Source organism: Corynebacterium sp. HMSC034H07 (genome assembly GCF_001815175.1).
Taxonomy (GTDB): Bacteria; Actinomycetota; Actinomycetes; order Mycobacteriales; family Mycobacteriaceae; genus Corynebacterium; species Corynebacterium hiratae.
In genome coordinates, this window is record NZ_KV819517.1 from 30160 (window position 1) to 52004 (window position 21845).

Sequence of the window (21845 nt, forward strand, 5' to 3'; positions counted from 1 at the left end):
CCCGTGACACACAGGAGTTTAAACACCTTATGACTTACACCATCGCGCAGCCTTGCGTCGACGTGATGGACCGCGGCTGCGTTGAAGAGTGCCCGGTCGACTGCATCTACGAGGGCAAGCGCATGCTCTACATCCACCCGGACGAGTGCGTGGACTGCGGCGCCTGTGAGCCGGCTTGCCCGGTGGAGGCCATCTTCTACGAGGATGATGTTCCGGATGAGTGGCTGGACTACAACGATGCTAACGCCGCCTTCTTTGATGATCTCGGCTCCCCGGGCGGCGCAGCTGCGCTCGGCCCGCAGGACTTTGATGTCCCGATGATCGCTGCACTCCCGCCTCAGAACCAGGAGTAATAGATGAGCCGCACGCCGCTGGGAGACACGCTCCCGGATTTTCCGTGGAACTCGCTTGCTGACGCCAAGAAGAAAGCACAGGCGCACCCGGACGGGATCGTTGACCTATCGGTGGGCAATCCCGTCGATCCGGTGGCCCCAGGCGTGCAGTTAGCGCTGTCCGCAGCGGCCGAGGCCCCCGGCTACCCGCAGACACAGGGCACCCCGGAGCTGCGGGAGGCCATCGCGAAGGCGCTGCAGCGCCGCTACAACATGAATGTGGATGCGGTGCTGCCGGTCATCGGCACCAAGGAGGCCATCGCCTGGCTGCCCACTTTGCTGGGCATGCGTGGCGAGACCGTGGCTTTCCCGACGGTGGCTTATCCCACCTATGAAGTCGGCGCGCTCTTGGCCGGTGCTAAGCCCCTGCGTGCGGACGATGACTTCGAAGACGCCTCGCTGGTGTTCATCAACTCGCCGTCGAACCCGACGGGCAAGGTGTTGGGCGTCGAGAAGCTGCGTGAGATCGTCGCTTGGGCGCGCGCGAACAATGCCATCGTGGCCTCGGATGAGTGCTACATGGGCTTGGGCTGGGATGATGAGAACCCGCCGGTGTCCATCCTGGATCCGCGCGTAACAGACGGCGACAATACCGGACTCATCGCCATGCATTCGCTGTCGAAGAGCGCGAACATGGCGTCCTATCGCGCGGGCTTCTTCGCGGGCGATGCCAAGCTCATCGCGGAGCTATTAGAGCTGCGCAAGCACGCAGGACTCATCGTCCCAGGTCCCATCCAGGCGGCCATGGTCGCCGCGCTTGACGACGACCCCTCCGAAGCCCTCCAGCGCCAGCGCTACGCCGCGCGCCGTGTGGATCTGATGCGGGCGCTGACCAGCGCGGGCTTTAGGATTGATCACTCCGAAGCCGGTCTCTATCTGTGGGCAACCCGCGGTGAAAACTGCCGCGAAACCGTCGACTGGCTGGCCGAGCGCGGCATCCTCGTTGCGCCTGGTGATTTCTATGGCCCGGCGGGTGAGCAGTACGTGCGCATTGGTCTGAACGGTACCGATGAGCGGATTGCCGCAGCCGTCGCGCGCTTGGCTGAGTAAGTGGTCTTTCGCCCGCCGGCGCGGGAGGGGATTAGCCCGCGCAAAGTGATGCTGAGCGGCACCGTGCCCGCCACTCCTACCTACTGGGCAGGTGAGGCGGGCGATTCCGCGTTTTCGCCCGGTACTCGATTGGAGCCTGGCACTGTGCTTCCCGGCCCGACGCTGGCCTGGTATCACCCTTCGGTGCCTTCCGAAGAACCTATTCCCTTTGACTATCGGGTGGTGTTTGAGGACGGGGACCTGATAGTCGTCGACAAGCCGCACTTTCTGCCCACGACGTCGAACGGGCGCATCGTGCGCGAGACCCTCCAGACCCGCCTGCGCGTGGATTACGGGGAGGATTCTATTGTTCCGCTGCATCGCTTGGACCGGCTGACGTCGGGGTTGGTGTTATGTTCGCGCAATCCGCGCACGCGGTCTGCCTACCAGCGGCTTTTTCAGGAGCGGGCGGTGGTGAAGCACTACCGTGCTCGGCTCTCTACGCGGTTGGACTATGACGGTACGGTGCGGCTGGGTATGCGGCGGGTTCGTGGTGAGCGCCAAGTCCGCATGGATCCTTGCGGCACGCCTACGGTGACTCGGGTGCGCGCTCGGGGAAAGGTGGCGAATGTCTGGCCGCTGACCGGACATACCCACCAGATTCGCGTGGTGCTCAACCATCTGGGCCATCCGATTGTGGGGGATGATACCTATCCCGTGGACCGCGGGTTGTCCCTCTATGACTTTTCAACGCCGCTGCAGCTTTCCCATATTGCGATGAGTTTTAAGGACCCGCTTTCTGGCGAGAAGCGTGAGTTTAAGCTGTGACATTCGGCCCTGTTGCGGCGCGGGTTTTAGTGTGCGCTTCGCGAGGGACTAGACTCATACCAAGTTTTATTCATCATTTTTGAGCATTTTGCAAAGGACGTGTCCATGGCGGATCTGAGCTTTGCTCGCTTTGCCTCGAATCTTGGCCAGTTCATTAAGTTCGGTCTGGTCGGTGGTTCGGGCACGTTGGTCAACATTGCGACCTCAATTGTGGCTGCAAAGTGCGGTTTGGCGTGGTTTGGTGCCACGCCGCATGACGCGCTGTTCAATCTGTTCGGCACACAGTTCCACGTGCGTTGGTTCATGCTCTTTTCCACCATTGCCTTCCTTGTGGCTAACACCTGGAACTACCAGCTCAACCGCATGTGGACGTTCAAGTCCGTCAACAAGGTGTCGTGGTTGCGGGGGTTCTTCCCGTTTCTCATTACGGGCATCGGTGCATACTTGGTGACCCTCGCGGTGCAGTACCTGCTGATGAATCCGACTTCGCCGCTGCAACTGCCTCCCCATATTTTCGATGATTCAACCGGATTCCGCACCATGTACTACTGGGCCAACGCGATTTCCATCGTGGTAGCCATGCCCATTAATTTCATCTTCAATAAGCTGTGGACGTTCCGCTCGAAGCCAAAGACGCCGATCTTGGTTCACGAGACCGAACCGGCTTAATACCAGCCCTTTGCCCCGCCTCGCCCCGCCTCGCCCCGCACCCTTCGCGCTCACCAGCGTAAGGCTGCGGGGCCTTTGTGTCGCGGCGGTGAGCGGGAAGGGAGGCGTCGGCACGCACCGCTTCCTTCGCGCTCACTGGAGACACGGCGTGGAAGCGCTCCATCGTGCTGGTGAGCGCTTAGGGACGAAAATCGGAAACCCGCCCTTTGCGCTCACCGGCATCTAATAGATTCGCTAGTTCCCGTTTACAGTGAGCGGGAAGGGGCGGCGGCAGCGGTTTAGCGGGGCAGGGCAAGGCTGCATTCTTTGCGGGGGCCGGCAGTATCGGCTTGAACTACCCTTGGCGCTCACCGGCGCCTGCAAAATAGAGGAACCCGCCGTCCGCGGTGAGCGCGAAGGGCGGGATGGATGGGGATTGGCCGGGCAGTGCGGTCTAGTCGTCGAGCTCGGAGTCGAGGCGGGCCTGGTCGCGTTGATGCTGGCGGCGGCGAAGGAATGGCGTGAAGATGATGGCGGCGGTCACGCCAGCCCCAGCGCCAAGCAAGTAGGAGGTGGAGTCCGGTGCGTAAGCGTTGTGGGCAATTCCAACGAACATCACAATGAGCGGGATGAGGTAGACGGTCATCGCAGGCCAAATGCGGCCAACAGGCGGGGTGGCGACGCGCTTGCGCAGCCACGCCGTGCCGAAGAGATTGCCGATGATAGACGGTGCGATGGCGAGGAAGCACAGCATGCTCATCTGACCAGGAAGGACCCAGGCGAGGATGGCTGCGGCGACGAGCTCGAGGAAGCGGGTCGGGGTAGCGCTGATGGTGTTGGCCTTGTAGAAAGTCTCGCGCTCGAATTCGTCGCGAGAGGCGCGGTCGATCTCGCGGAGCGTGTAGTTGGCCAGGGCGTTAATCATGTTGTTCATCTCCAAAGACTTCTTCGATGGTTTTTCCTAGTTCGCGGCAGATGTCTAGCGCTAGGTAGACGGAGGGGGAGTAGTTGCCGCGTTCGATATTGGCGATTGTCTGGCGGGAAACGCCGGCCCGTTCAGCAAGGTCGGCTTGAGACATCTCGAGCCAGCGTCGCCATTTGCGAACCATGTTCTGATGCTCGGCCATCTGGCCTCCTTTACGGTGTGTAACTCTTACATGACTAAGTGTAAAGAAAACTTGTCACGATGGCAATGTTTGCATGCATAAGTGCCAAGTCCAATAAGGCTGGGTCGCCGCAGAAGGGAGCTTGGGATTTCGCCCTTTGAGCAGCTCAAGAGTCGCTTTGATAAGCAAGAAGGCGTCGTTGAGGTGGTAGCGGATATCGTCGGCAGTAAAGCGCAAAACCGTATACCCATGGGCTACGGCCGCGTTCTGCTTCGAGCGGTCCGCTTGAAACGCCCGATCATTTTTGTGGTACTCCCAGCCGTCGACCTCGATGATGAGCTTGCCAATCTTCAGGTCAAAGCGGTACCCCGCAATGAGCGCGTTGTGCTCAGGAAAGATCCCGTCCGCGCTAAGCCTTCGGCTGAGCTGGCGCTCCGGTACGCTATCGGCCCCAATCGGCGTGCGGCGGATAGTCTCTTTCAAACGCCGGGGAACCCGACGCATCCTTCGCCGGTCATCTTCGAGGCGGGCGGGCCCTGTTTTGCCGCGGTAGTACTCTTCCAGCAGCTGCCCGCACGCCGCGGCTATACGACGGGCTGCCCACAGCACCTGAACAACAGGCAGGCCGTTCACCTTGGCAGTAGCCGACAGGCGTGAATGCGTCACGCGAAAATTTTTGCCCTTAAGCGTGCGCGGGCCCTCGGCTTCCAGCGGAAACGTCAGCTTCCTCCCCAGGTGAATCTCCTGCGCGGTCTTGCCCGTGAAATGTATTCGACTGAGCCCGTGTGCCAGAGCCCGCGCCACGGCAAGCGGCGACCACTCGTCGCTATAAATCCCGCGGTGCACGCGAAAGAGCGTCCCCGCGCGAAGCTTCCGCCTGATTGCCTCCTTGCTCAAGCCTTGCTCGCGAAGCTCTGCGGTCGTCCATGCCTTCATGAAGCTCAAGGTATGCAGTGCTTCACGACGCGTCGATGGTCAATTCCCCGCCTGTGGATAACTTGGCCCTGCGGCGTCGATTTTGCGCTAAAAAGCTGTCGCGTCCGCAATTTTTGCACCTCTTGCCCGCCCCGAAACTCCCTTCGCGCCCACGGGCAGCCTTGAAAAGGCGACACCCCGGTCGCCGGTGAGCGCGAAGGGTGGTCAGTGATAGGCGTGGCGGGAAAGCGGCCCGTTTGGTTCCGCCTTCCCCTTTGCGCTCACGGAGCACGTGCCTGGTGCTCTTCAGCTCATCGATGGTGAGCGCGAAGGGAGTGATTGAGTGGGTAAGCTCCTGCGCCTGACCCTTGGCGGCCACCAAGAGCGGACAAACGGTACAACGCTGGTCGGCCGGTGAGCGCGAAAGGTGGGGCGGCGATGGAAACGAGGGGGTTGGGCGGCGATGGAAACGAGGGAGTGGGGCGGCGAGATGGCGAGGGGCGGCTAGCGGGCCTCGAGCTCCTCGGCCGTCGGTAGGGGCAGGCGCGAGGTCGGGGCAATGCCGCGGGCCTTCGCGTTGATGACACCTGCAACTGCGAGTACCGCGAACATGGCGGCGGCGGAGAAGAGTTGGATGCGGGCGGAGGCGTCGGTAAGCATGAGCACCGCAATGGCCGCAAAGAGCGCCAGCGCGAACCACGTGAGGTAGGGGTAGGCCCACATGCGCACCGGCAGCGGGTGGATGGCCTCGAGCTGTGGGCGCAGGCGCAACTGGCTCACTGCGATGAAGACCCACACGATGAGCAGCGAGGCGCCAGCGGCGTTGAGCATGAAGGACAGCAGCCACCCGTTATCTGCATAGTTGAGAACAACCATCACCGCGGAAAGAATGACAGACAGCGCGATGGCCGCCGTCGGGACGCCGCGATGGTCGGTGTCGGCGAAGAGCTTGGGGGCTTCACCGCGGCTAGCCAGCGAGTGCATCATGCGGGAGGAAGCGTAGATCTGCGCGTTAAAAGCAGAGAGCAGTGCGAGAACGATGACCACTTCCATGATGGCAGCAGCACCTGGAATTCCCGCGCGGTCCAAGACCATGGTGAAGGGCGACTCGGCAGCAGACTTCGCGGAGCCGAGCGAGGAATAGGGCAGGAGGAAGGTGATGACGAGGACAGAACCCAGGTAGAACACCGAAATGCGCGTAATGGTGGTGCGCACTGCGTTGACGAGGGACTTCTCGGGGTCCTCGGATTCCGCCGCGGCGATGGCGACGACCTCGATGCCGCCGAAGGCGAAGGCCACGGCAAGCAAGCCGGCGGCGACGCCTCCGAGGCCGTTGGGCATGAAGCCGTCTTCGAGGAAGACAGACGTGCCGATGAAGGTGTGGCCGGGGAGAAGGCCGAAGATGAGCAGCGCGCCGATAACGAGGAAAGCAATAATGACGGCGACCTTGATGAAGGCGAACCAGTACTCAAACTCACCAAACAAGCGCACTCGCAGCAGGTTGATGGTGCCGAAGAGAGCCACGCAGATGGCTGCGGGGATCCAGGGCGGGCAGTTAAACCACGCGCCGATGAATCCGGCCGCGCCGGTGATTTCCGCGCCCAGAACCGCGACGGTGGCGAGCCAATAAATCCAGCCCTGCGTAAATCCTGCCCAGCGGCCAATGCCGTGCTCCGCGTATTCGGAGAAGGAGCCGGATGCGGGGATAACCGTGCCCATCTCACCGAGCATCTGCATGACCAGGATGGCAAGGAATCCAGCGATGAGATAAGCCAGAAGGACCGCGGGGCCGGCGGCGGAGATGCCGACGCCCGTGCCTAAGAAAAGGCCGGCGCCAATGGTGGAGCCCAGCCCCATCATGGTCAGGTGGCGGACCTTCAAGCCGCTGCCGAGTGAGCGAGGAGAGGAATCGTTTTGAGCAGTCACCTTTAGCATTCTAGGCCGCGGCTTTAGTCGCTTGGGCATAAAGGGGCCCGGGATCAAGAAAAGCCCCCGCAGACACGGGGGCCTTAATGCTGCTAAGCCTAGTTCTTGTGCAGGTCCTCGTTGAGGGCCACAGCCTCAGACTTCCATTCCACGGCCTCGACGGCGCCGGTCACGGAGTTACGGCGCAGCAGCACGCCGGAGACGCCAGAGAGCTTGGAGCCCTTGATGGTGTCGCCCTCAGACAGGCCCAGAGCCTCCGCGATCTTGCCGAAGACCGCAATCTTGGTACCGGCGGTGACGTAGAGGCCGGCTTCGACGACGGCGTCGTCGCCAAGCGAAATGCCCACGCCGGAGTTCGCGCCGAGCAGGCAGCGCTCACCGATGGAGATGACCTCCTTGCCGCCGCCGGACAGGGTGCCCATGATGGAGGCGCCGCCGCCGATATCGGAGCCATCGCCCACGACGACGCCTGCGGAAATACGGCCCTCGACCATGGAGGCGCCCAGGGTGCCGGCGTTGAAGTTAACGAAGCCCTCGTGCATCACGGTCGTGCCCTCAGCGAGGTGGGCGCCCAGGCGAACGCGGTCGGCGTCACCGATGCGCACGCCGGACGGGACAACGTAGTCCACCATGCGCGGGAACTTATCGACGGAGTAGACCACGACCGGGCCGCGGGAAGCGAGGCGGCCGCGGACCATCTGGAAATCGGCAACCGCGCAGGGGCCGTAGTTGGTCCACACGACGTTGGCCAGCTTGCCGAAGATACCGTCTACGTTCAGGCCGTGAGGCTTGACTGCGCGGTGGGAGAGCAGGTGCAGGCGCAGGTAAGCGTCGTAGGTGTCGGCGGGAGCCTCGTCCAGATCCTTGATGGTGGTCTCCACCGCGATGCGGGCGACGCCGCGCTCCTCGTCGGGGCCAACGAGGTCAGCGAACTGCTGCGGAACCTCCTCTAGGCGCTCGGTGCCGCTGGCTTCTACAGAGATATCGGTGTGAACTGCGGGGAACCAGACGTCCAGGACGGTGCCGTCGTGGGTAATGGTTGCCAGGCCGCGTGCGGATGCTGAAGTCATAGGGTCACACCCTAGCAGCTACGCGTTCGACGCGCGCCTTTTGTTACCCGGGAGTAGGTGGAAGATCACAACCAGGGAAACGGTCAGGATGAGGACGGCGAGGACTTGGTTGCGGGCGGAGGCGTCGAAAAGCATGAGAATCGTAAGACCCACCAGTGCTAGGGCAGTCAGCCACGGCAGCCAGGGGAAGCCCGGCACGCGCAGCGTCGTGAGCTCGCCGTTGGCCTTCATCTGAGGGTGCAGTTTGATGTAGGAGGCCACGATGAAACACCAGATGACCAGCAGGCAGCCGCCCACCGCGTTGAAGAGGAAGGCCAGAAGCCCCGGCGGGTTCCAGTACTGCAGCACCACCGATGCGAAGGCAAAGATGATGGAGAGCACGACCGCATAAATGGGGGAGCCGGAGACGTTGGTCTTCAAGAAGACGTGGTGCGCGCTGTGGTCCTTGGCCATGTCGTAGACCAAGCGGGAGGTGGCGTAAATCTGCGCATTGAAGGCAGACAGCAGCGCCAAGGCGATGATGGCTTCCATGAATCCCGCGGCGAAGGGGATTTTCGCGGCGGCGAGGACCAGGGTGAAGGGCGAGTCCGCGGCCACATCGGCGTCCTGGATGGAGCTGAAAGGCAAGGCCATGGTGATGACCAGGATGGAGCCGATGTAGAAGACCATGATGCGCACGATGATGGCGCGCACGGCAGTAGCGACGTTGTGGGCCGGGTCCTCAGATTCCGCCGCGGCAATGGTGACCAGTTCGATGCCACCGAAAGCGAAAGCCACGGCGAGCAAGCCGGCAGCAAAGCCGGGGCCGCCGTTGGGCAGGAAGTTCTCCGTGAAGTTATGTCCCGCCATGGACAGGTCCATACCCGGCAGGATACCCAGTGCCATGAGCACACCGACGCCCAGGAAGGCCACGATCGTGGCCACCTTGATGATGGCGAACCAGAACTCGAATTCGCCGAAGCCACCCACGGCGGCAAAGTTAACGATGGCGAAGAAGACCACGGCCACCAATGCCGGAATCCAGGGGTCCACCCCGAACCAGTTGGAGACAATCGCCGCGGCACCGGTAATCTCCGCGCCCATCACCATGACCAGCATGAACCAGTAAATCCAGCCCAAGGTAAACCTGGCCCAGGGCCCGAAGGCCTGGCCCGCATAGGTAGAGAAAGCGCCCAACGAAGGCCGGGCGGCGGCCATCTCGCCGAGCATCCACATCACCAAGGCAATGAGCGCACCAGCCACCGCATAGGAAATAAGGACGGAGGTGCCGGAGACCTGGATGCCCAGGCCGACGCCTAGGAAGAGGCCCGCGCCCACCGCGGAGCCGAGGCCCATCATGGTGAGGGGGCGGGTTTTGAGTTGAGTGGCCGCAGCCATAGGGAAATCACCTTCAACGCTGTTGATTGTTTGCAACGGGAAGTACTTTACGCAATGCACTAAGCAACCGGGGGCGCTAGCATGGCGGGTTGTGACTTTAAATCTCTTCTCCGATCCCATCGAGCTGACCAAGGCGCTGGTGGATATCCCTAGCCCTTCGCACCACGAGCAAGCGATCGCTGATGCCGTCGAGGAAGCCCTGCGCGGTCTGGACCAGAGCACAGTAGAGGTGGAACGCTACGGCAACACTGTCTGCGCCCGGACGAATCGGGGCTTCGAAAGCCGCGTGGTCCTCGCCGGCCACATCGATACCGTGCCCTTGGCCGATAACGTCCCCCACACCATGTCGGAGGACGGCGCCACCATGTATGGCTGCGGCACCGTGGACATGAAGTCCGGCATGGCGGTCTACCTCAACGCCTTTGCGCAGCTGTATAACTCCGATGAGCTCAAGCACGATCTCACGGTCATCGCCTATGAGGGCGAGGAGGTCGCTACCGAATTCAACGGCCTGGGCCACCTGCAGAAGGATCACCCGGAGTGGCTGCATGGAGATCTGGCCCTGCTGGGCGAGCCTTCCGGCGCCATGATCGAAGCCGGCTGCCAGGGCACCATCCGCGTGCGCGTCACCGCCCACGGCATCCGCGCGCACTCGGCCCGCGCCTGGCTGGGCTCCAACGCGGCGCACACCTTGGCGCCGGTGATGCTCAACGTGGCCAACTACCAGCCGCGCGACGTCGAGATTGACGGCTGCACCTACAAGGAAGGCCTCAACATCGTTCACCTCGAATCCGGCGTGGCTACCAATACCATTCCGGATGAGGCCTGGATGTTCGTCAACTTCCGCTTCGCTCCCGACCGCAGCTCCGAGGAGGCGATGGCGCACCTGATGGATGTCCTCGGCGAACACGACAACATCACCGTGGAGGTCGATGACATCGCTGGGGCCGCCCTGCCCGGTTTGGGGCAGCCAGCGGCACGCGCGCTTGTCGACGCCGTCGGCGGCAACGTCCGCGCAAAATACGGCTGGACCGACGTGGCCCGTTTCTCCGAGATGGGTACCCCGGCCGTTAACTTCGGCCCCGGCGATCCGGGCTTTGCTCACAAGAAGGACGAGCAGGTGCCCATCACCCAGATCACCGAAGTCTCGACCGCACTCTTGAACTACCTGAAGGGATAAGACCACCATGACGCCTGAGCAACTGCGCACCCTGCGCGGACCTCTCCTCGTGCGTACTGCTGGAGAGCAGTCCTCTACCTTTGACCAACGGCTGCTGCAGTCCGGCGCCGATCACGAGTGGCAGCACGCCGACCCGTGGCGCGTCCTGCGCATCCAAGGCGAGTTCGTGGACGGCTTCGACGCCCTGGCTAAGCTGCCGAAGGCCGTCACCGTCTTCGGCTCTGCCCGCACCCCGGAGGATGACCCGAATTATCAGTTGGGCGTGGCTTTGGGCCGCCGCCTCGTGGAGGCCAAGTATGCCGTCATCACCGGCGGTGGCCCTGGCATCATGGAGGCGGCCAACCGCGGCGCGCACGAGGCCGGCGGGCTGTCTGTGGGCCTCGGCATCGAGCTGCCGCACGAACAGGGCCTGAACCCCTACGTCGATCTGGGCCTGAACTTTCGCTACTTCTTCGCCCGCAAGACCATGTTCCTCAAGTACTCCCAGGCCTTCATCTGCCTGCCCGGCGGCATGGGCACCATGGATGAGTTCTTCGAGGTCATGTGCATGGTCCAAACCGGCAAGGTGACCAACTATCCCATCGTCCTCATGGGCACCGAGTACTGGGCAGGCCTGGTGGAATGGATGAAGAAGACCCTGGCCGAGGGCGGGTTCATCAACCCCGAAGACCTCGATCTCTTCCTGGTCACCGACGATATCGACGAAGCCGTCGCTCACATCTTGGCCGCGCACAAGGTCATGTCGGACAAGCGCCTGCGGGAGCAAGAAGACAAGTGACCTCTGCCCCCAACCTCGCGCGGGTCATGGCGATTGTGAACCGCACGCCCGACTCCTTCTACGACAAGGGCGCCACCTTCGAGCTCGACCCCGCCATCCAGCGCGCTGAGCAGGCGCTTGACGACGGCGCCTCCATCATCGACATCGGCGGAGTCAAGGCTGGCCCGGGTGAACACGTGGATGCGGCCGAGGAAATCGAGCGCGTCGTGCCGACTATCGCGGAGCTGCATCGGCGCCGCCCGGACGCGCTGATTTCCGTGGACACGTGGCGCGCCGAGGTAGCAGAAGCAGCTATCGCCGCTGGTGCCAGCTTGGTCAATGACACGTGGGCTGGGTGGGATCCTGAGCTCATCGAGGTGGCTGGCCACCACAAGGTCGGCTACGTGTGTTCGCACACCGGTGGTGTCACACCGCGCACCCGCCCGCACCGCGTGCACTTCGACGATGTGGTTGCCAACGTCATCGCGGAAACCACGCGGCTGGCCGAACGAGCCGCAGACCTCGGTTGCCCGGAGGAGCTGACGTTCATCGACCCCACGCACGATTTTGGCAAGAACACCTTTCACGGCCTGGAACTGTTGCGGCGCATCGATGAGATCGTGGCGACGGGGTGGCCAGTGCTCATGGCCTTGTCGAACAAGGACTTTGTGGGTGAGACCCTCGACCGCGCCGTGGACCAGCGCGTCGCGGGCACGCTGGCGGCAACGGCATGGTCGGCAGCGCGCGGCGTGGCGGCGTTTCGGGTACATGAGGTGGGCCCGACGTTGGATGTCATCCGTATGACCGCCGCCATCCAGGGGCAGATGGCGCCCTTGGCGACGACCCGGGGGCTAGCCTAAGCCATGTTTCCGAGCGTTTCCGTTGTCATCCCTGCGCTCAATGAGGAGCGCACCGTCGCGCACGTCGTGCGTGCTTGCCTGGCGGATGAACCTTTAGAGGTCATCGTCATCGACGCCGATTCCACCGATGAGACCGCCGCTCGGGCCGCCGCGGCTGGTGCCCGGGTGTGCAACTGGCGCGAGATACTGGAAGAGGAGCCGTGTCCGGGCAAGGGCGAGTCTCTGTGGCGCGGGGTCGCCGCGGCCCGGGGCGAGGTGGTCGTATTCATCGACGCGGACTTAGAATCCGCGCGGCCCGGCATGGTTACCGCGCTGAGTGAGCCTTTCGTGGATCCCCACGTGCAGATGGTCAAGGCGCGCTATGCACGCAGCCTGAACGGTCAGCCCACGGGCGGCGGGCGGGTCACGGAGCTGAGCGCCAAGCCGCTGCTGCGCATGTTCTTCCCCGAGCTCGCGCACATCGATCAACCTCTGGGCGGGGAGTACGCGATTCGCCGCGAGACAGCCCTGGGCCTGCCTTTTGTGGCGGGCTACGGGGTGGAGGCGGGGTTGCTGATAGACGTCGCCAAGCGCTATGGGCCCCATGCTATCGCCGAGGTGGAGTTAGGCACCCGCGCCCACCGCAACCGCCCGCTCGAGGAGCTGTCCCCGATGGCCGATGTCGTCGCGCGCACCATCCTGTCCCGCGCGGGTGTGGTTGGGCCCGTTGCCCAACGTCCGCCGCTGCTGGGTAAGATTTAGCGCATGATGTCCTGGATTCTTCTTATCGTTGTCCTCATCGCCCTCGTCATCATTGGCACATGGGCGTGGGGAAGCATCGTGGGTCGGGGGACCGTGATGGAGGCTCCCGATACGGCCGTGGATACCAACGAGGAGAATCTGCGCGCCCTTGAGGAGGGGCGCTTCGATGATCTGCGTTTCGACGTCGTGACACGCGGCTACCGCCAGGACCAAGTGGATGCGCTGCTGGCTGCCGTCGAGCGCCGCATGGGCGCTGCGCCGGTGGCTTCTGATGGTTCTGCAGATGATTCTGCGGAACCATCCCCCGCGGGTGCGGCAACGAGCCTGCCGCTGTCAGCCGAAAAAGAGCTAGACTAGAAGGACGTTCTAAAAATAGTCGAAGGAGACTCAATATGGCAGCGATGAAGCCCCGTACCACTGGTGGAGAGATGGAAGCGGTAGAGGAGTCCCGCAAGATCGTGATGCGCATTCCTTCTGACGGGGGTGGGCGCATTGTCATTGAGCTCAGTAAAGAAGAAGCAGCGGAGCTGGGTTCACTCCTCGTAGCAGTTTCTAGCTAGTCTAGGAGCATGCTTTCACATATCGTCGATATTCTGGCCGATCCTGCCGATGGCAGCGCCCTGCAGGGCGCGGATGATTTTTCTCGCCTCGTGTCGGAGACCGGCCACTCTTATGACGTGGCCAAGCAGGGCTACGTCACGCTGGCGGCCGGCGCGGGCCTGAAACATCAGGGCGACGATGCCGCGATGGTTACCGCCCGCGAGACCTACCTGGCCATGGGGCACTTCGCGCCCTTCGTGGAGGCAGTGACCGGCGCGGTCCAGGACTCTTTGGAAACCCAGGATGCGGCTGAGCACGCGGCTGGCCTGGATGTGGACACCGCCCCCGCGCTCCTTGAGGTGGGCGCGGGCACGGGTTACTACCTAGCCCACACGCTCGATTCGATTGAGGGCGCTCGCGGCGTGGGCCTGGATATCTCTACGCATGCGGCCAAGCACCTGGCCAAGTCGCACGAGCGCGTCGGTGCCGTGGTCGCGGATGTGTGGGAGCGTCTGCCGCTGAAGGATGATTCGATTCACGCCATCTCGGTCGTCTTCGCCCCGCGCAACCCGGCGGAATTCCAGCGCGTGCTCGCCCCCGGCGGGGAGGTCATTGTGCTGACTCCGCAGGCTGGCCACCTCGATGAGCTGCGGGAGCCGTTGGGCATCCTCGGCGTCGAGGAAGGAAAGGTGGAGCGCCTCTACGCGCAGGCGGAAGGTTTCCTTGAGCAGGCGGCCGACCCGGTCGATATTTCCTTCCCCATTGTCTTGGATAAGGCTTCTATCGCCGCGCAGGTGGGAATGAGCCCCTCGGCGCGCCACATCAGCCCGGAAGAGCTGGCCGAGCGTATGGCCTCTCTGCCGCAAACCTTGACCGTGACGGCGCATGCTCGTCTGGACCGCCTGCGCTCTGCTTAATAGGCGGCTTTATTCTCGGCCGCATGCTGGTTGCATTTCTTGCCTAAACGCTTCAAAGCTGCAGCTGTGGCCCATCCTCAGCATTTCATGGCTACATCCCCGGTCCAGCCTCAGCATTTCATGGCTACATCCTCGGTCCGGCCTTGACGCCGCGCGGCTACCAAACCTCCCTTCGCGCTCACCGGCAGTGCACGCGACGGTTGTCTGAAGCCCACGGTGAGCGCGAAGGGCGGAGTGAGGCCCGGCCTGGCTGAGTGACGCGCGTCAGCTGCGTGGTCCCGCTGGCGCTCGAGGGCATCCTCGCTAATCTCCCTTCGCGCTCACCGGCAGCGCCCGCGGTGGTTGTTTGATGTCCACGGTGAGCGCGAAGGGTAGGGGAGCGCATTAAGAGGAGGACCGGTCATCCCGGTCCTCCTCTTATAGTTCAACACACGCGCGATGCGATTAAGAGTGCTTGGTGCCCTTTCGGCTCCACGACTGCTCAATGACAGCCTCGCCCTCCGTGCTGACCTCGATGGCAGAGCACCCGCCCTCGAAGTAGACGCGAGAGCTCATGGCCACCAAGCCGCCATCCACAAACACCTCAACGCTAGCGCCGTCCTGGATGACGGTGAGCGTGTCCGAATCGCCCTCAGCCAGCTGGGTCACCGCAGGAGCAGAGTCCTTGAAGTAGTGATCAAAGGCCTTCGACATGGAGCGATCCAGGCTGATCTCGGAGCCGGTGTGGCGGATGACTGCGGCGGCATCACCGTTACCGTCCTTCAGCGTGACGGTCACGGCGGAGCCTTCCGGAACCTCCAAAACACCAGTCCAGGATTGGGCATAATCGGAGAGCTTCACCGCATCCGGCAGACCCTCCGCCGGGGTCTGGTACAGCACACCGCCCTGCAGCGTGACCGCACGGGGCAGCGACAGGCTATTAGCCCAGCCCTCCGCCTCCCAGGATGGGTGCTTGGTGGCGTCGTCACCGCGACCGTTGCCGTTAAGCAGACCGAGGATGACCGCGCGGTCGTAGCGGCGCTCTTGCGGAATCGTTCCAGTCGTGGTGTTGGTGTTGCGCGGACGGGAGAAATCGTGGCCAAAGTCCACGCGCTGGAACCCCTTCGCCACGGTGAACACCGTGCCATCAAGGCGGCCCACAATATAGCCGGAAACATCGCGGCCCTCGCGCTCTAAGGTCACGAAGAGCACATCGTAGATTTCCCTATCGACCTCGTCGCGCAGGCGCACCAAGCGCGGCGAGACCACCGGCGGGATGGGGGAGGTAGCCGGAACCTCGCCCTCCTCAAAACCGGGGTCGCCGTCGAAACTCAACGGCCCGAGGAGTGTCCAGGATTCGCCATCGGGGCTATCCAGGATCACCGGCACCGGCGCGTCCGAGTGCCCGGTCAGCGCAAGCATGAGCCAGCCATCGTGGCCTTCCTCGCGGTCCTCCTTGGCCCAATCTGGGACCACAGAGGGAGAGCGGAAGCGGTCGTGATTGGTGCTGGCACCGACAGCCTCGCCGAAGCGGACGACATCCGGGTCGAGCGCCGTAGGGTCATCGGAGACGACGCACTCATCGGCGTAGTCGGTGTAGCGCGCTAGGCGCACGCTCGTACCCACCGAGGTCACCGAGGTGAAATACAGGTTGAGGGCCTCCTTACCCTCCGCGACGGAGCCAGCACGCAGCGACAGCTCTCCGCCCACGGGGGCGAGGACATCGTCGCAGTCGAGCCACTCAAAAGCTGTTTCTTCAGACGTGGAGTGGCCCCAGCGTGCGGGCTGGTCAGCCGCGGGCCGGTACTGGTGGAACAGGTGCCACGTGTTACCGTCGCGGACGATTCCCGCGGGGGCTTCGAGGACCCCGGTGTCGGGAACGAAATGTAGTTCTGGGCGATGAGGCGGTTCGTTAAGAGTCACGGCAGTCCTTCCTACATCAACGAACGGTAAATGTCCACGGTCTGCTGCGCGATGGTAGCCCACGAGAAGTCATCAATCGCGCGCTGGCGACCGGCGCTGCCAAAGCGTTGCGTCAGATCCTTGTCCGCTGCCACTCGATTCACGGCGGCGGCGAGATCAGCCTCAAAGGTGGCTTCATCAGCGGCATCGTAATTGACCAAAACGCCGGTCTCACCATCCACGACGACCTCTGGGATGCCACCCACATTGGAGGCTACGACCGCGGTGCCGCAAGCCATGGCTTCGAGGTTAACAATGCCCAGCGGCTCATAGATCGACGGGCAGACGAACACATCGGCACCGGAATAGACCTGCTTAATCTCCTCGCGAGAGAGCATGTCCTTGACCCAGAACACACCATCGCGCTTGGAGCGCAGCTCCTCCACAAGGGCTTCGGTCTCCGCCGCAATTTCCGGCGTATCCGGCGCGCCCGCACACAGCACGAGCTGGATATCCTCGTCAAAGCTCTGGACCGCCTTGAGCAGGTGCTTCACGCCCTTCTGTCGGGTAATCCGGCCCACGAAGGCAACGATCGGACGCTGCTTGTCGGCGCCCAACTTATCCAGCACCGCCGACTCACCCGGCTGCCAGACCTGCGTATCGATGCCGTTGAGGACCACGTGGACCTTATCGGCGTCGATACGGGGGTAGGCATCCAAGATGGAATCTTTCATGCCGGCAGATACCGCGATGACGGCGTCGGCGTATTCCATCGCGTTCTTCTCCGACCAAGAGGAGACCTCATAACCACCGCCCAGCTGCTCGCGCTTCCACGGGCGGTGCGGCTCGAGGGAGTGCGCGGGAACCACGTGGGGGATGCCGTACAACTGGCTGGCGAGGTGCCCACCAAGGCCCGTGTACCAGGTGTGAGAGTGAGCCACATCGATATCGGAGGCGGCGTTGGCCATGCGCAGACCCGTAGACAATGTCTGCAGCGCGGCGTTCGCATCCTTTAATGCGGGGTCAACGCCATGGACAAAAACGTCTTTCTCGTCGCGCTCAGACCCCATGCAGTGGACGGAGACATCGATGATCTCGCGCATGAAACGGGTGAGCTCTGCAACATGGACGCCAGCTCCGCCGTAAATCTCAGGCGGATACTCCTTAGAAAATATTCCGGCTCTCATACTCGCCAGAATACGGACATTCCGCAGCGCGCGCTAAACCTTCCTATCGCGCGCCATGAGCGCGGCGCGCAGCGGCGTTGGGACGAAAACACGGAGGAAGCACGCAAGCGGGGTGAGGGAGGTTAAAGGGGGTAAAAACACGCAAACTTCTACTGCACGATGCGGAAAATGTCTATAAGTTGGGTGGTGTGAGAAGCCTTCCTAATGTCCTTGCCATTGTCCTTGCCGGCGGCGAGGGAAAGCGCCTCTTTCCGCTGACGGAAGACCGCGCTAAGCCCGCCGTTCCTTTCGGCGGTTCCTACCGCCTGATCGATTTCGTGCTGTCCAACCTCGTTAACGCCGGATTCCTCAAGATTGCGGTGCTAACGCAGTACAAGTCCCACTCCTTGGACCGCCACATTTCCCAGGCGTGGAACCTCTCCGGCCCCACCCCGCAGTACATCGCCTCCGTGCCCGCCCAGCAGCGCCGCGGTAAGCGCTGGTACAACGGTTCGGCCGATGCCATCTTGCAGTCACTGAACCTGATTTATGACGAGAAGCCGGATTACGTCATCGTCTTCGGTGCCGACCACGTCTACCGCATGGACCCGGCCCAGATGGTGGAGGAGCACATCGCGACTGGCCTGGACTGTTCGGTGGCAGGCATCCGCGTCCCGCGTTCGGAGGCTTCTGCCTTTGGCTGCATCCAGGCGGATGGGATGGGCACGATTACGGAGTTCGTCGAGAAGCCTGCGAATCCCCCGGCCACCCCGGATGATCCGAACCTGACCTACGCCTCCATGGGCAACTACGTCTTCACCACGCAGGCGCTTATCGACGCTTTGCTGGAAGACGAAAAGAATGAGGACTCCGCGCATGATATGGGCGGAAACATCATTCCTTATTTCGTGAAGCGTGAGCAGGCACACGTCTACGACTTCATGGCCAATGAGGTGCCCGGTTCCACGGAGCGTGACCATGGCTATTGGCGCGATGTCGGTACCATCGACTCCTTCTATGAGGCACACATGGACATGATTTCGGTGCACCCCATTTTCAACTTGTACAACCGTTCATGGCCGATTCACTCCACGGATGATTCGAACTTCCCGCCGGCGAAGTTCGTGCAGAACGGTATCGCCCAGTCCTCGATGGTGGCTCCGGGCTGCATTGTCTCCGGCGGTACGGTGCGCAACTCTGTGCTCTCCTCGGACGTGCACGTGGCCGATGGCGCGACGGTGGAAGGCTCCGTCATCCTGCCGGGCGTGCGCATTGGACGCGGCGCGGTGGTCCGCCACGCCATCCTGGACAAGAACGTGGTGGTCAGCGATGGTGCGATCATCGGCGTGGACCGCGAGCGCGATGAGGAGCGCTTCAAGGTTTCCGAAGGCGGCGTGGTCGTCGTGGGCAAGAACGTAAAGGTCTAAGCCGCGAGACGGCGCAGCACTTTAAGCGGGCGTGCGGGTGGATTGAAGTCCACTCCACGCCCGCTTTTCGTGGCTTTGATGTCGCCGACGAGTTCTGGGGTGCTTCAGGATCCTGCGCAACAACGCCCTGCAACAACGCCCTGCAACACCGCACCTTTCAGTACACTCCCTTCGCGCTCACCGAGAGAGCGCAGCCCGTCTAGCGAAGCCCCCACGGTGAGCGCGAAGGGTGGGGAAAAGGGTGAGCGCGAAGGGTGGGGGGAACGGAGAAGGAGTAAAAAGTCGGCGCAAAAGGCCACCGGCGACACAGGGCGGGGTTTAGCTCGGAGACGTATCAGCGGCTAAACCAACGGTGCCCTAGATGACGAAAATCTCCGTGCCGATCGAAAAACGCGCGATGGTTTTGGCAGATCGGGCAGTTTCAGAAGGCGACTACAGCTTGGTGATGAGTGTCAGACCCGCACCGTAGGGCAGGCGCGTGACGGCCGCGCCCTCGAGGGAGCGGGCAACCTCGTCGGCCTCGCGGGCAGCGGCGGTGTCGCGGTCGGTGCGGGAGGGGTCGGCCACGGTGCCGTCGAGAAGCGCATTGGCCAGCACCAAAGTGCCGTGCTGGTGCAGCAGCGGCCAGGCGGCCTTGAGCAGTGCAGGCATATCGAGCGCTGGGACCTCGGCGTAGATCACCTGGTAGGTGTCATTAGCCAGACGGCCCATGATGTCGAGGGGGCGCGAGGGTAAGAAACGGCCGCGGCTGGGGGAGTAGCCGGCCTCGCGGAAGGTTCGCTTGGCGCTGGCCTGGTGCTCTGCCTCCGGATCGATGCAGGTGAGGATTCCGTTCTCCGGCATGCCGGCAAGCAGATAGAGGCCCACGACGGATGCTGCGGGAGTAATCGCCACCGCCTGTGGGCGCGAGGTGGTGCCGGATGAAACCGCCGCGAGCGTGGTGAGCAACTGGCCGGTTGCCTCATCCGGTGCTGGCAGGCCATACTCCTCCGCGTGGGCGCGGGCGCCGGCGAGAACCTCGGAGACCTCGCTGGTGGATTCGATGTAGGTTCGCATTGCGTCATAAGCCGTAGTAGTCACAAAAGAAAACCATAGTGAAATCACCGAGGTTGCGTGTTGAGAATCGCCCGTAACTCGCTGGCCCGTGTGACGCAAGAAGCGCATGTAAGCGTTGTGACGGATTCACAGGCTGCTCACAGGGCCGTGGCTGGAGTTTCGACGCGCACTATAGAAAGATATTCGGCATGACCACACAGCAGCGCGAGTTTGAGCACGCTCACCGTTCCACCGATTCCTCCGCCACTGGCAGCCATGATGCCAGCGCTGAAACTGAGAAGTTGACCGGAACCGCTGCGTTCGACGCCGGCCAAGCCGATATGCCTTCCTGGGGCGAACTCGTGGCTGAGCACGCCGATGATGTCTACCGCTTGGCTTACCGCCTTTCCGGCAACCAGCACGATGCCGAAGACCTCACCCAAGAGACCTTCATGCGCGTCTTCCGCTCCTTGGATAAGTACCAAGCGGGAACCTTTGGGGGCTGGCTGCACCGCATCACCACCAACCTCTTCCTGGACATGGTCCGCCACCGCTCCAAGATTCGCATGGAGGCCCTGCCGGAGGATTATGAACGCGTCCCCGGCACGGACATGACACCGGAGCAGGCCTATTCGGTAGCTAACCTGGATCCGGCGCTGCAGTCCGCGCTGGATAACCTCGCACCGGATTTCCGCGTGGCCGTGGTTCTCTGTGATGTCGTGGGCATGAGCTACGACGAAATCGCCGAAACCCTCGGCGTCAAGATGGGCACCGTGCGCTCCCGCATCCACCGCGGCCGCTCCCAGCTGCGTGCCGCACTGGAGAAGGAAGCCGAGAGCAACGCAGACACCCGCAGCCTGCTGCGTACGCGCTAGACTGGGCAGCGTTTAAATCTGAGACCGCGAGAATTCTGCCGCCTAGGGCAGAGGAGCGCGCACTGAGGTGAGGTGACGTTGAGGTGAAAGCAGAAGGACATAGCAGCGACGGCCAGTCCCTGAGTCTGTCCGGGTTCTTCACCGAGGCCCAAGCCAAAGTCCGCGATAAGGCAAAGGCCCGCGCTCAGCGGGCAGATACTATCGGCCATTTGGGGCCCGAGGCGGTCGTCGCTTTCGTCGACGGCGAGATGCCCGCCAAATATGCCCACCGCGTACGCATCCACCTCGTGCACTGCCCGGAATGCCGGGCAGAAATCCACCACCAGCGCAACGCCGCCGAGTGGGTCCGTGAATGCAGCGTGGAATCCCATGTCAAGGCTCCTGATTCCCTGATGGCGAAGCTTGCTGGCATCGCCCATCAGGGCGTAGGGCCCGGGCCGGATGCGGAAGCGCCTGCGCACCAGCCACGTCAGGATTTCCTGGACAAGGTGGAGATGGTTGTGCGCGCCATCCGGCACAACCAGCGGGGCTAACAAGAGACCGAAGCCTTCCGCGCGCCCGTCGCCCTGTCATCACTAGCGAAGTAGTTAAGATAGTTTCGTGTTTTCCTCAATTGGATGGGTAGAGATCCTCGTCATCGTGCTGCTGGGTCTGGTGATCATCGGCCCCGAGCGCCTGCCCGGCGTGATCATGGACGTCCGCGCGGCTATCTACGCCGCGCGCAAGGCCATTGCGAATGCCAAGGCGGAGCTCAACGGTGAGATGAGCGGTCTCGGCGCGGAGTTCGATGATCTTCGCGTACCGCTGAGTCAGGCGGCGGAGGGGACGCGCATGGGGCCGCGCGGGGTGATCACCAAGGCGCTTTTCGACGGCGACGATTCCGCCTGGGACGACTTCAACCCGAAGAAGATGGCAGAGGACATCAAGAAGAGCACCAGCCCGTATGAGCATGACGCGGAAGTAAACAACCAACCCGCGCATAACCAGCAGGGACCGGCACAGCCAGCGCCGGAGCAGAACACTGGCCGGCCGACCTTCGATTATTCGCAGGTCTATCCGGACCTTGGCGCCCAGCAGCCAGCGGGGGAGAAGGCGGCTAAAACGACACAGCCCCCGCGCGGCGGAAATGCATCCACCGGCGAGGGCCGCTCCTCCTGGGAGGACGTCACCTAAGG

General features: G+C 62.8%; 24 protein-coding genes. 15 read left to right on the forward strand and 9 right to left on the reverse strand.

Annotation, left to right across the window (positions count from 1 at the left end):
• Nucleotides 1-29 precede the first annotated feature (29 nt).
• The 4 genes from fdxA to HMPREF3009_RS04275 all read left to right on the forward strand — a co-directional run bounded on the left by fdxA (nt 30) and on the right by HMPREF3009_RS04275 (nt 2918).
• The gene (gene fdxA, locus HMPREF3009_RS04260; RefSeq protein WP_005327491.1) at nt 30-353 is read left to right on the forward strand and encodes a ferredoxin; all 324 of its coding nucleotides are present in this window, start codon (nt 30-32) and stop codon (nt 351-353) included.
• Nucleotides 354-356: 3 nt separating this feature from the next.
• Nucleotides 357-1442 (forward strand): succinyldiaminopimelate transaminase, encoded by a 1086-nt coding sequence (gene dapC, locus HMPREF3009_RS04265; RefSeq protein ID WP_070680221.1) that lies wholly within the window; start codon nt 357-359, stop codon nt 1440-1442.
• On the forward strand, nt 1443-2249 hold the full coding sequence (locus HMPREF3009_RS04270; RefSeq protein WP_070680224.1) for a pseudouridine synthase: 807 nt from the start codon (nt 1443-1445) through the stop codon (nt 2247-2249).
• Between the two features lie 105 nt (nt 2250-2354).
• Complete coding sequence (locus HMPREF3009_RS04275; protein ID WP_070680228.1) at nt 2355-2918, forward strand: GtrA family protein; 564 nt, start codon at nt 2355-2357, stop codon at nt 2916-2918.
• A gap of 433 nt (nt 2919-3351) precedes the next feature.
• On the opposite strand, the gene HMPREF3009_RS04280 is transcribed toward HMPREF3009_RS04275, so the two are convergent.
• The 6 genes from HMPREF3009_RS04280 to HMPREF3009_RS04305 all read right to left on the reverse strand — a co-directional run bounded on the left by HMPREF3009_RS04280 (nt 3352) and on the right by HMPREF3009_RS04305 (nt 9291).
• A complete protein-coding gene (locus tag HMPREF3009_RS04280) occupies nt 3352-3831 on the reverse strand; it encodes a SoxR reducing system RseC family protein (RefSeq protein WP_232745310.1) in 480 nt (159 codons plus the stop codon).
• Nucleotides 3815-4024 carry a helix-turn-helix transcriptional regulator gene (locus HMPREF3009_RS13540; protein WP_046648286.1) on the reverse strand — a complete coding sequence of 70 codons (210 nt, stop codon included), beginning with the start codon at nt 4022-4024 and terminating at the stop codon, nt 3815-3817. Before HMPREF3009_RS13540 ends, HMPREF3009_RS04280 begins: the two co-directional genes overlap by 17 nt.
• Before the next feature lie 54 nt (nt 4025-4078).
• Nucleotides 4079-4939, reverse strand: coding sequence for a DUF559 domain-containing protein (locus HMPREF3009_RS04290; RefSeq protein ID WP_070516808.1), 861 nt, complete (start codon nt 4937-4939; stop codon nt 4079-4081).
• A 483-nt stretch (nt 4940-5422) separates the two neighbouring features.
• Nucleotides 5423-6853 carry an amino acid permease gene (locus HMPREF3009_RS04295; protein ID WP_046648289.1) on the reverse strand — a complete coding sequence of 477 codons (1431 nt, stop codon included), beginning with the start codon at nt 6851-6853 and terminating at the stop codon, nt 5423-5425.
• 89 nt (nt 6854-6942) lie between these two features.
• Nucleotides 6943-7914 carry a 2,3,4,5-tetrahydropyridine-2,6-dicarboxylate N-succinyltransferase gene (gene dapD, locus HMPREF3009_RS04300; RefSeq protein ID WP_070516812.1) on the reverse strand — a complete coding sequence of 324 codons (972 nt, stop codon included), beginning with the start codon at nt 7912-7914 and terminating at the stop codon, nt 6943-6945.
• A gap of 18 nt (nt 7915-7932) precedes the next feature.
• The gene (locus tag HMPREF3009_RS04305) at nt 7933-9291 is read right to left on the reverse strand and encodes an amino acid permease (RefSeq protein WP_070680231.1); all 1359 of its coding nucleotides are present in this window, start codon (nt 9289-9291) and stop codon (nt 7933-7935) included.
• A 91-nt stretch (nt 9292-9382) separates the two neighbouring features.
• Here HMPREF3009_RS04305 and dapE point away from each other — a divergent pair, with 91 nt between their 5' ends.
• Genes dapE through HMPREF3009_RS04340 form a run of 7 tightly spaced genes read left to right on the forward strand, consistent with a single transcriptional unit; the run spans nt 9383 to nt 14286 of the window.
• Nucleotides 9383-10471 carry a succinyl-diaminopimelate desuccinylase gene (gene dapE / locus HMPREF3009_RS04310; protein ID WP_070680234.1) on the forward strand — a complete coding sequence of 363 codons (1089 nt, stop codon included), beginning with the start codon at nt 9383-9385 and terminating at the stop codon, nt 10469-10471.
• A 7-nt stretch (nt 10472-10478) separates the two neighbouring features.
• On the forward strand, nt 10479-11249 hold the full coding sequence (locus HMPREF3009_RS04315; RefSeq protein ID WP_046648293.1) for an LOG family protein: 771 nt from the start codon (nt 10479-10481) through the stop codon (nt 11247-11249).
• A gap of 26 nt (nt 11250-11275) precedes the next feature.
• Complete coding sequence (gene folP, locus HMPREF3009_RS04320; protein WP_185963809.1) at nt 11276-12088, forward strand: dihydropteroate synthase; 813 nt, start codon at nt 11276-11278, stop codon at nt 12086-12088.
• A 3-nt stretch (nt 12089-12091) separates the two neighbouring features.
• Nucleotides 12092-12829: a glucosyl-3-phosphoglycerate synthase gene (locus HMPREF3009_RS04325; protein WP_070680240.1), complete on the forward strand. Its 738-nt coding sequence runs from the start codon at nt 12092-12094 to the stop codon at nt 12827-12829.
• Between the two features lie 3 nt (nt 12830-12832).
• Nucleotides 12833-13186: a DivIVA domain-containing protein gene (locus HMPREF3009_RS04330; RefSeq protein ID WP_070516820.1), complete on the forward strand. Its 354-nt coding sequence runs from the start codon at nt 12833-12835 to the stop codon at nt 13184-13186.
• Between the two features lie 35 nt (nt 13187-13221).
• Complete coding sequence (locus HMPREF3009_RS04335; RefSeq protein WP_010187237.1) at nt 13222-13389, forward strand: DUF3117 domain-containing protein; 168 nt, start codon at nt 13222-13224, stop codon at nt 13387-13389.
• 9 nt (nt 13390-13398) lie between these two features.
• Nucleotides 13399-14286 (forward strand): methyltransferase domain-containing protein, encoded by an 888-nt coding sequence (locus tag HMPREF3009_RS04340; protein ID WP_046648297.1) that lies wholly within the window; start codon nt 13399-13401, stop codon nt 14284-14286.
• Nucleotides 14287-14730: 444 nt separating this feature from the next.
• Here the strand turns inward: HMPREF3009_RS04340 and HMPREF3009_RS04345 are convergent, their stop codons facing one another.
• Nucleotides 14731-16188, reverse strand: a complete 1458-nt coding sequence (locus tag HMPREF3009_RS04345) for a GH32 C-terminal domain-containing protein (RefSeq protein WP_070680243.1) — start codon at nt 16186-16188, stop codon at nt 14731-14733.
• 11 nt (nt 16189-16199) lie between these two features.
• Nucleotides 16200-17354: a glycogen synthase gene (gene glgA / locus HMPREF3009_RS04350; RefSeq protein ID WP_070680246.1), complete on the reverse strand. Its 1155-nt coding sequence runs from the start codon at nt 17352-17354 to the stop codon at nt 16200-16202.
• Between the two features lie 188 nt (nt 17355-17542).
• Between glgA and glgC the strand changes: the two genes are divergently transcribed.
• Nucleotides 17543-18760 (forward strand): glucose-1-phosphate adenylyltransferase, encoded by a 1218-nt coding sequence (gene glgC / locus HMPREF3009_RS04355; protein ID WP_070680249.1) that lies wholly within the window; start codon nt 17543-17545, stop codon nt 18758-18760.
• A 432-nt stretch (nt 18761-19192) separates the two neighbouring features.
• On the opposite strand, the gene HMPREF3009_RS04360 is transcribed toward glgC, so the two are convergent.
• On the reverse strand, nt 19193-19840 hold the full coding sequence (locus HMPREF3009_RS04360; RefSeq protein ID WP_046648301.1) for an O-methyltransferase: 648 nt from the start codon (nt 19838-19840) through the stop codon (nt 19193-19195).
• Nucleotides 19841-20004: 164 nt separating this feature from the next.
• Here HMPREF3009_RS04360 and sigE point away from each other — a divergent pair, with 164 nt between their 5' ends.
• The 3 genes from sigE (at nt 20005) to HMPREF3009_RS04375 (ending at nt 21843) form a co-directional block, all read left to right on the forward strand.
• The gene (gene sigE / locus HMPREF3009_RS04365) at nt 20005-20670 is read left to right on the forward strand and encodes an RNA polymerase sigma factor SigE (protein ID WP_070516829.1); all 666 of its coding nucleotides are present in this window, start codon (nt 20005-20007) and stop codon (nt 20668-20670) included.
• An 83-nt stretch (nt 20671-20753) separates the two neighbouring features.
• Nucleotides 20754-21203, forward strand: a complete 450-nt coding sequence (locus tag HMPREF3009_RS04370; protein WP_046648303.1) for an anti-sigma factor family protein — start codon at nt 20754-20756, stop codon at nt 21201-21203.
• Nucleotides 21204-21270: 67 nt separating this feature from the next.
• Complete coding sequence (locus HMPREF3009_RS04375) at nt 21271-21843, forward strand: twin-arginine translocase TatA/TatE family subunit (protein ID WP_070680252.1); 573 nt, start codon at nt 21271-21273, stop codon at nt 21841-21843.
• The last annotated feature ends 2 nt before the right edge of the window (nt 21844-21845 follow it).

Excerpts from the sequence above, each read along its gene's own strand:
- fdxA (WP_005327491.1), top strand. The coding sequence starts at position 30 with ATGACTTACACCATCGCGCAGCCTTGCGTCGACGTGATGGACCGCGGC.
- dapC (WP_070680221.1), top strand. The coding sequence starts at position 357 with ATGAGCCGCACGCCGCTGGGAGACACGCTCCCGGATTTTCCGTGGAAC.
- HMPREF3009_RS04275 (WP_070680228.1), top strand. The coding sequence starts at position 2,355 with ATGGCGGATCTGAGCTTTGCTCGCTTTGCCTCGAATCTTGGCCAGTTC.
- HMPREF3009_RS04280 (WP_232745310.1), bottom strand. The coding sequence starts at position 3,831 with ATGAACAACATGATTAACGCCCTGGCCAACTACACGCTCCGCGAGATC.
- HMPREF3009_RS13540 (WP_046648286.1), bottom strand. The coding sequence starts at position 4,024 with ATGGCCGAGCATCAGAACATGGTTCGCAAATGGCGACGCTGGCTCGAG.
- HMPREF3009_RS04290 (WP_070516808.1), bottom strand. The coding sequence starts at position 4,939 with ATGAAGGCATGGACGACCGCAGAGCTTCGCGAGCAAGGCTTGAGCAAG.
- HMPREF3009_RS04295 (WP_046648289.1), bottom strand. The coding sequence starts at position 6,853 with ATGCTAAAGGTGACTGCTCAAAACGATTCCTCTCCTCGCTCACTCGGC.
- dapD (WP_070516812.1), bottom strand. The coding sequence starts at position 7,914 with ATGACTTCAGCATCCGCACGCGGCCTGGCAACCATTACCCACGACGGC.
- HMPREF3009_RS04305 (WP_070680231.1), bottom strand. The coding sequence starts at position 9,291 with ATGGCTGCGGCCACTCAACTCAAAACCCGCCCCCTCACCATGATGGGC.
- HMPREF3009_RS04315 (WP_046648293.1), top strand. The coding sequence starts at position 10,479 with ATGACGCCTGAGCAACTGCGCACCCTGCGCGGACCTCTCCTCGTGCGT.
- folP (WP_185963809.1), top strand. The coding sequence starts at position 11,276 with ATGGCGATTGTGAACCGCACGCCCGACTCCTTCTACGACAAGGGCGCC.
- HMPREF3009_RS04325 (WP_070680240.1), top strand. The coding sequence starts at position 12,092 with ATGTTTCCGAGCGTTTCCGTTGTCATCCCTGCGCTCAATGAGGAGCGC.
- HMPREF3009_RS04330 (WP_070516820.1), top strand. The coding sequence starts at position 12,833 with ATGATGTCCTGGATTCTTCTTATCGTTGTCCTCATCGCCCTCGTCATC.
- HMPREF3009_RS04335 (WP_010187237.1), top strand. The coding sequence starts at position 13,222 with ATGGCAGCGATGAAGCCCCGTACCACTGGTGGAGAGATGGAAGCGGTA.
- HMPREF3009_RS04340 (WP_046648297.1), top strand. The coding sequence starts at position 13,399 with ATGCTTTCACATATCGTCGATATTCTGGCCGATCCTGCCGATGGCAGC.
- glgA (WP_070680246.1), bottom strand. The coding sequence starts at position 17,354 with ATGAGAGCCGGAATATTTTCTAAGGAGTATCCGCCTGAGATTTACGGC.
- sigE (WP_070516829.1), top strand. The coding sequence starts at position 20,005 with ATGACCACACAGCAGCGCGAGTTTGAGCACGCTCACCGTTCCACCGAT.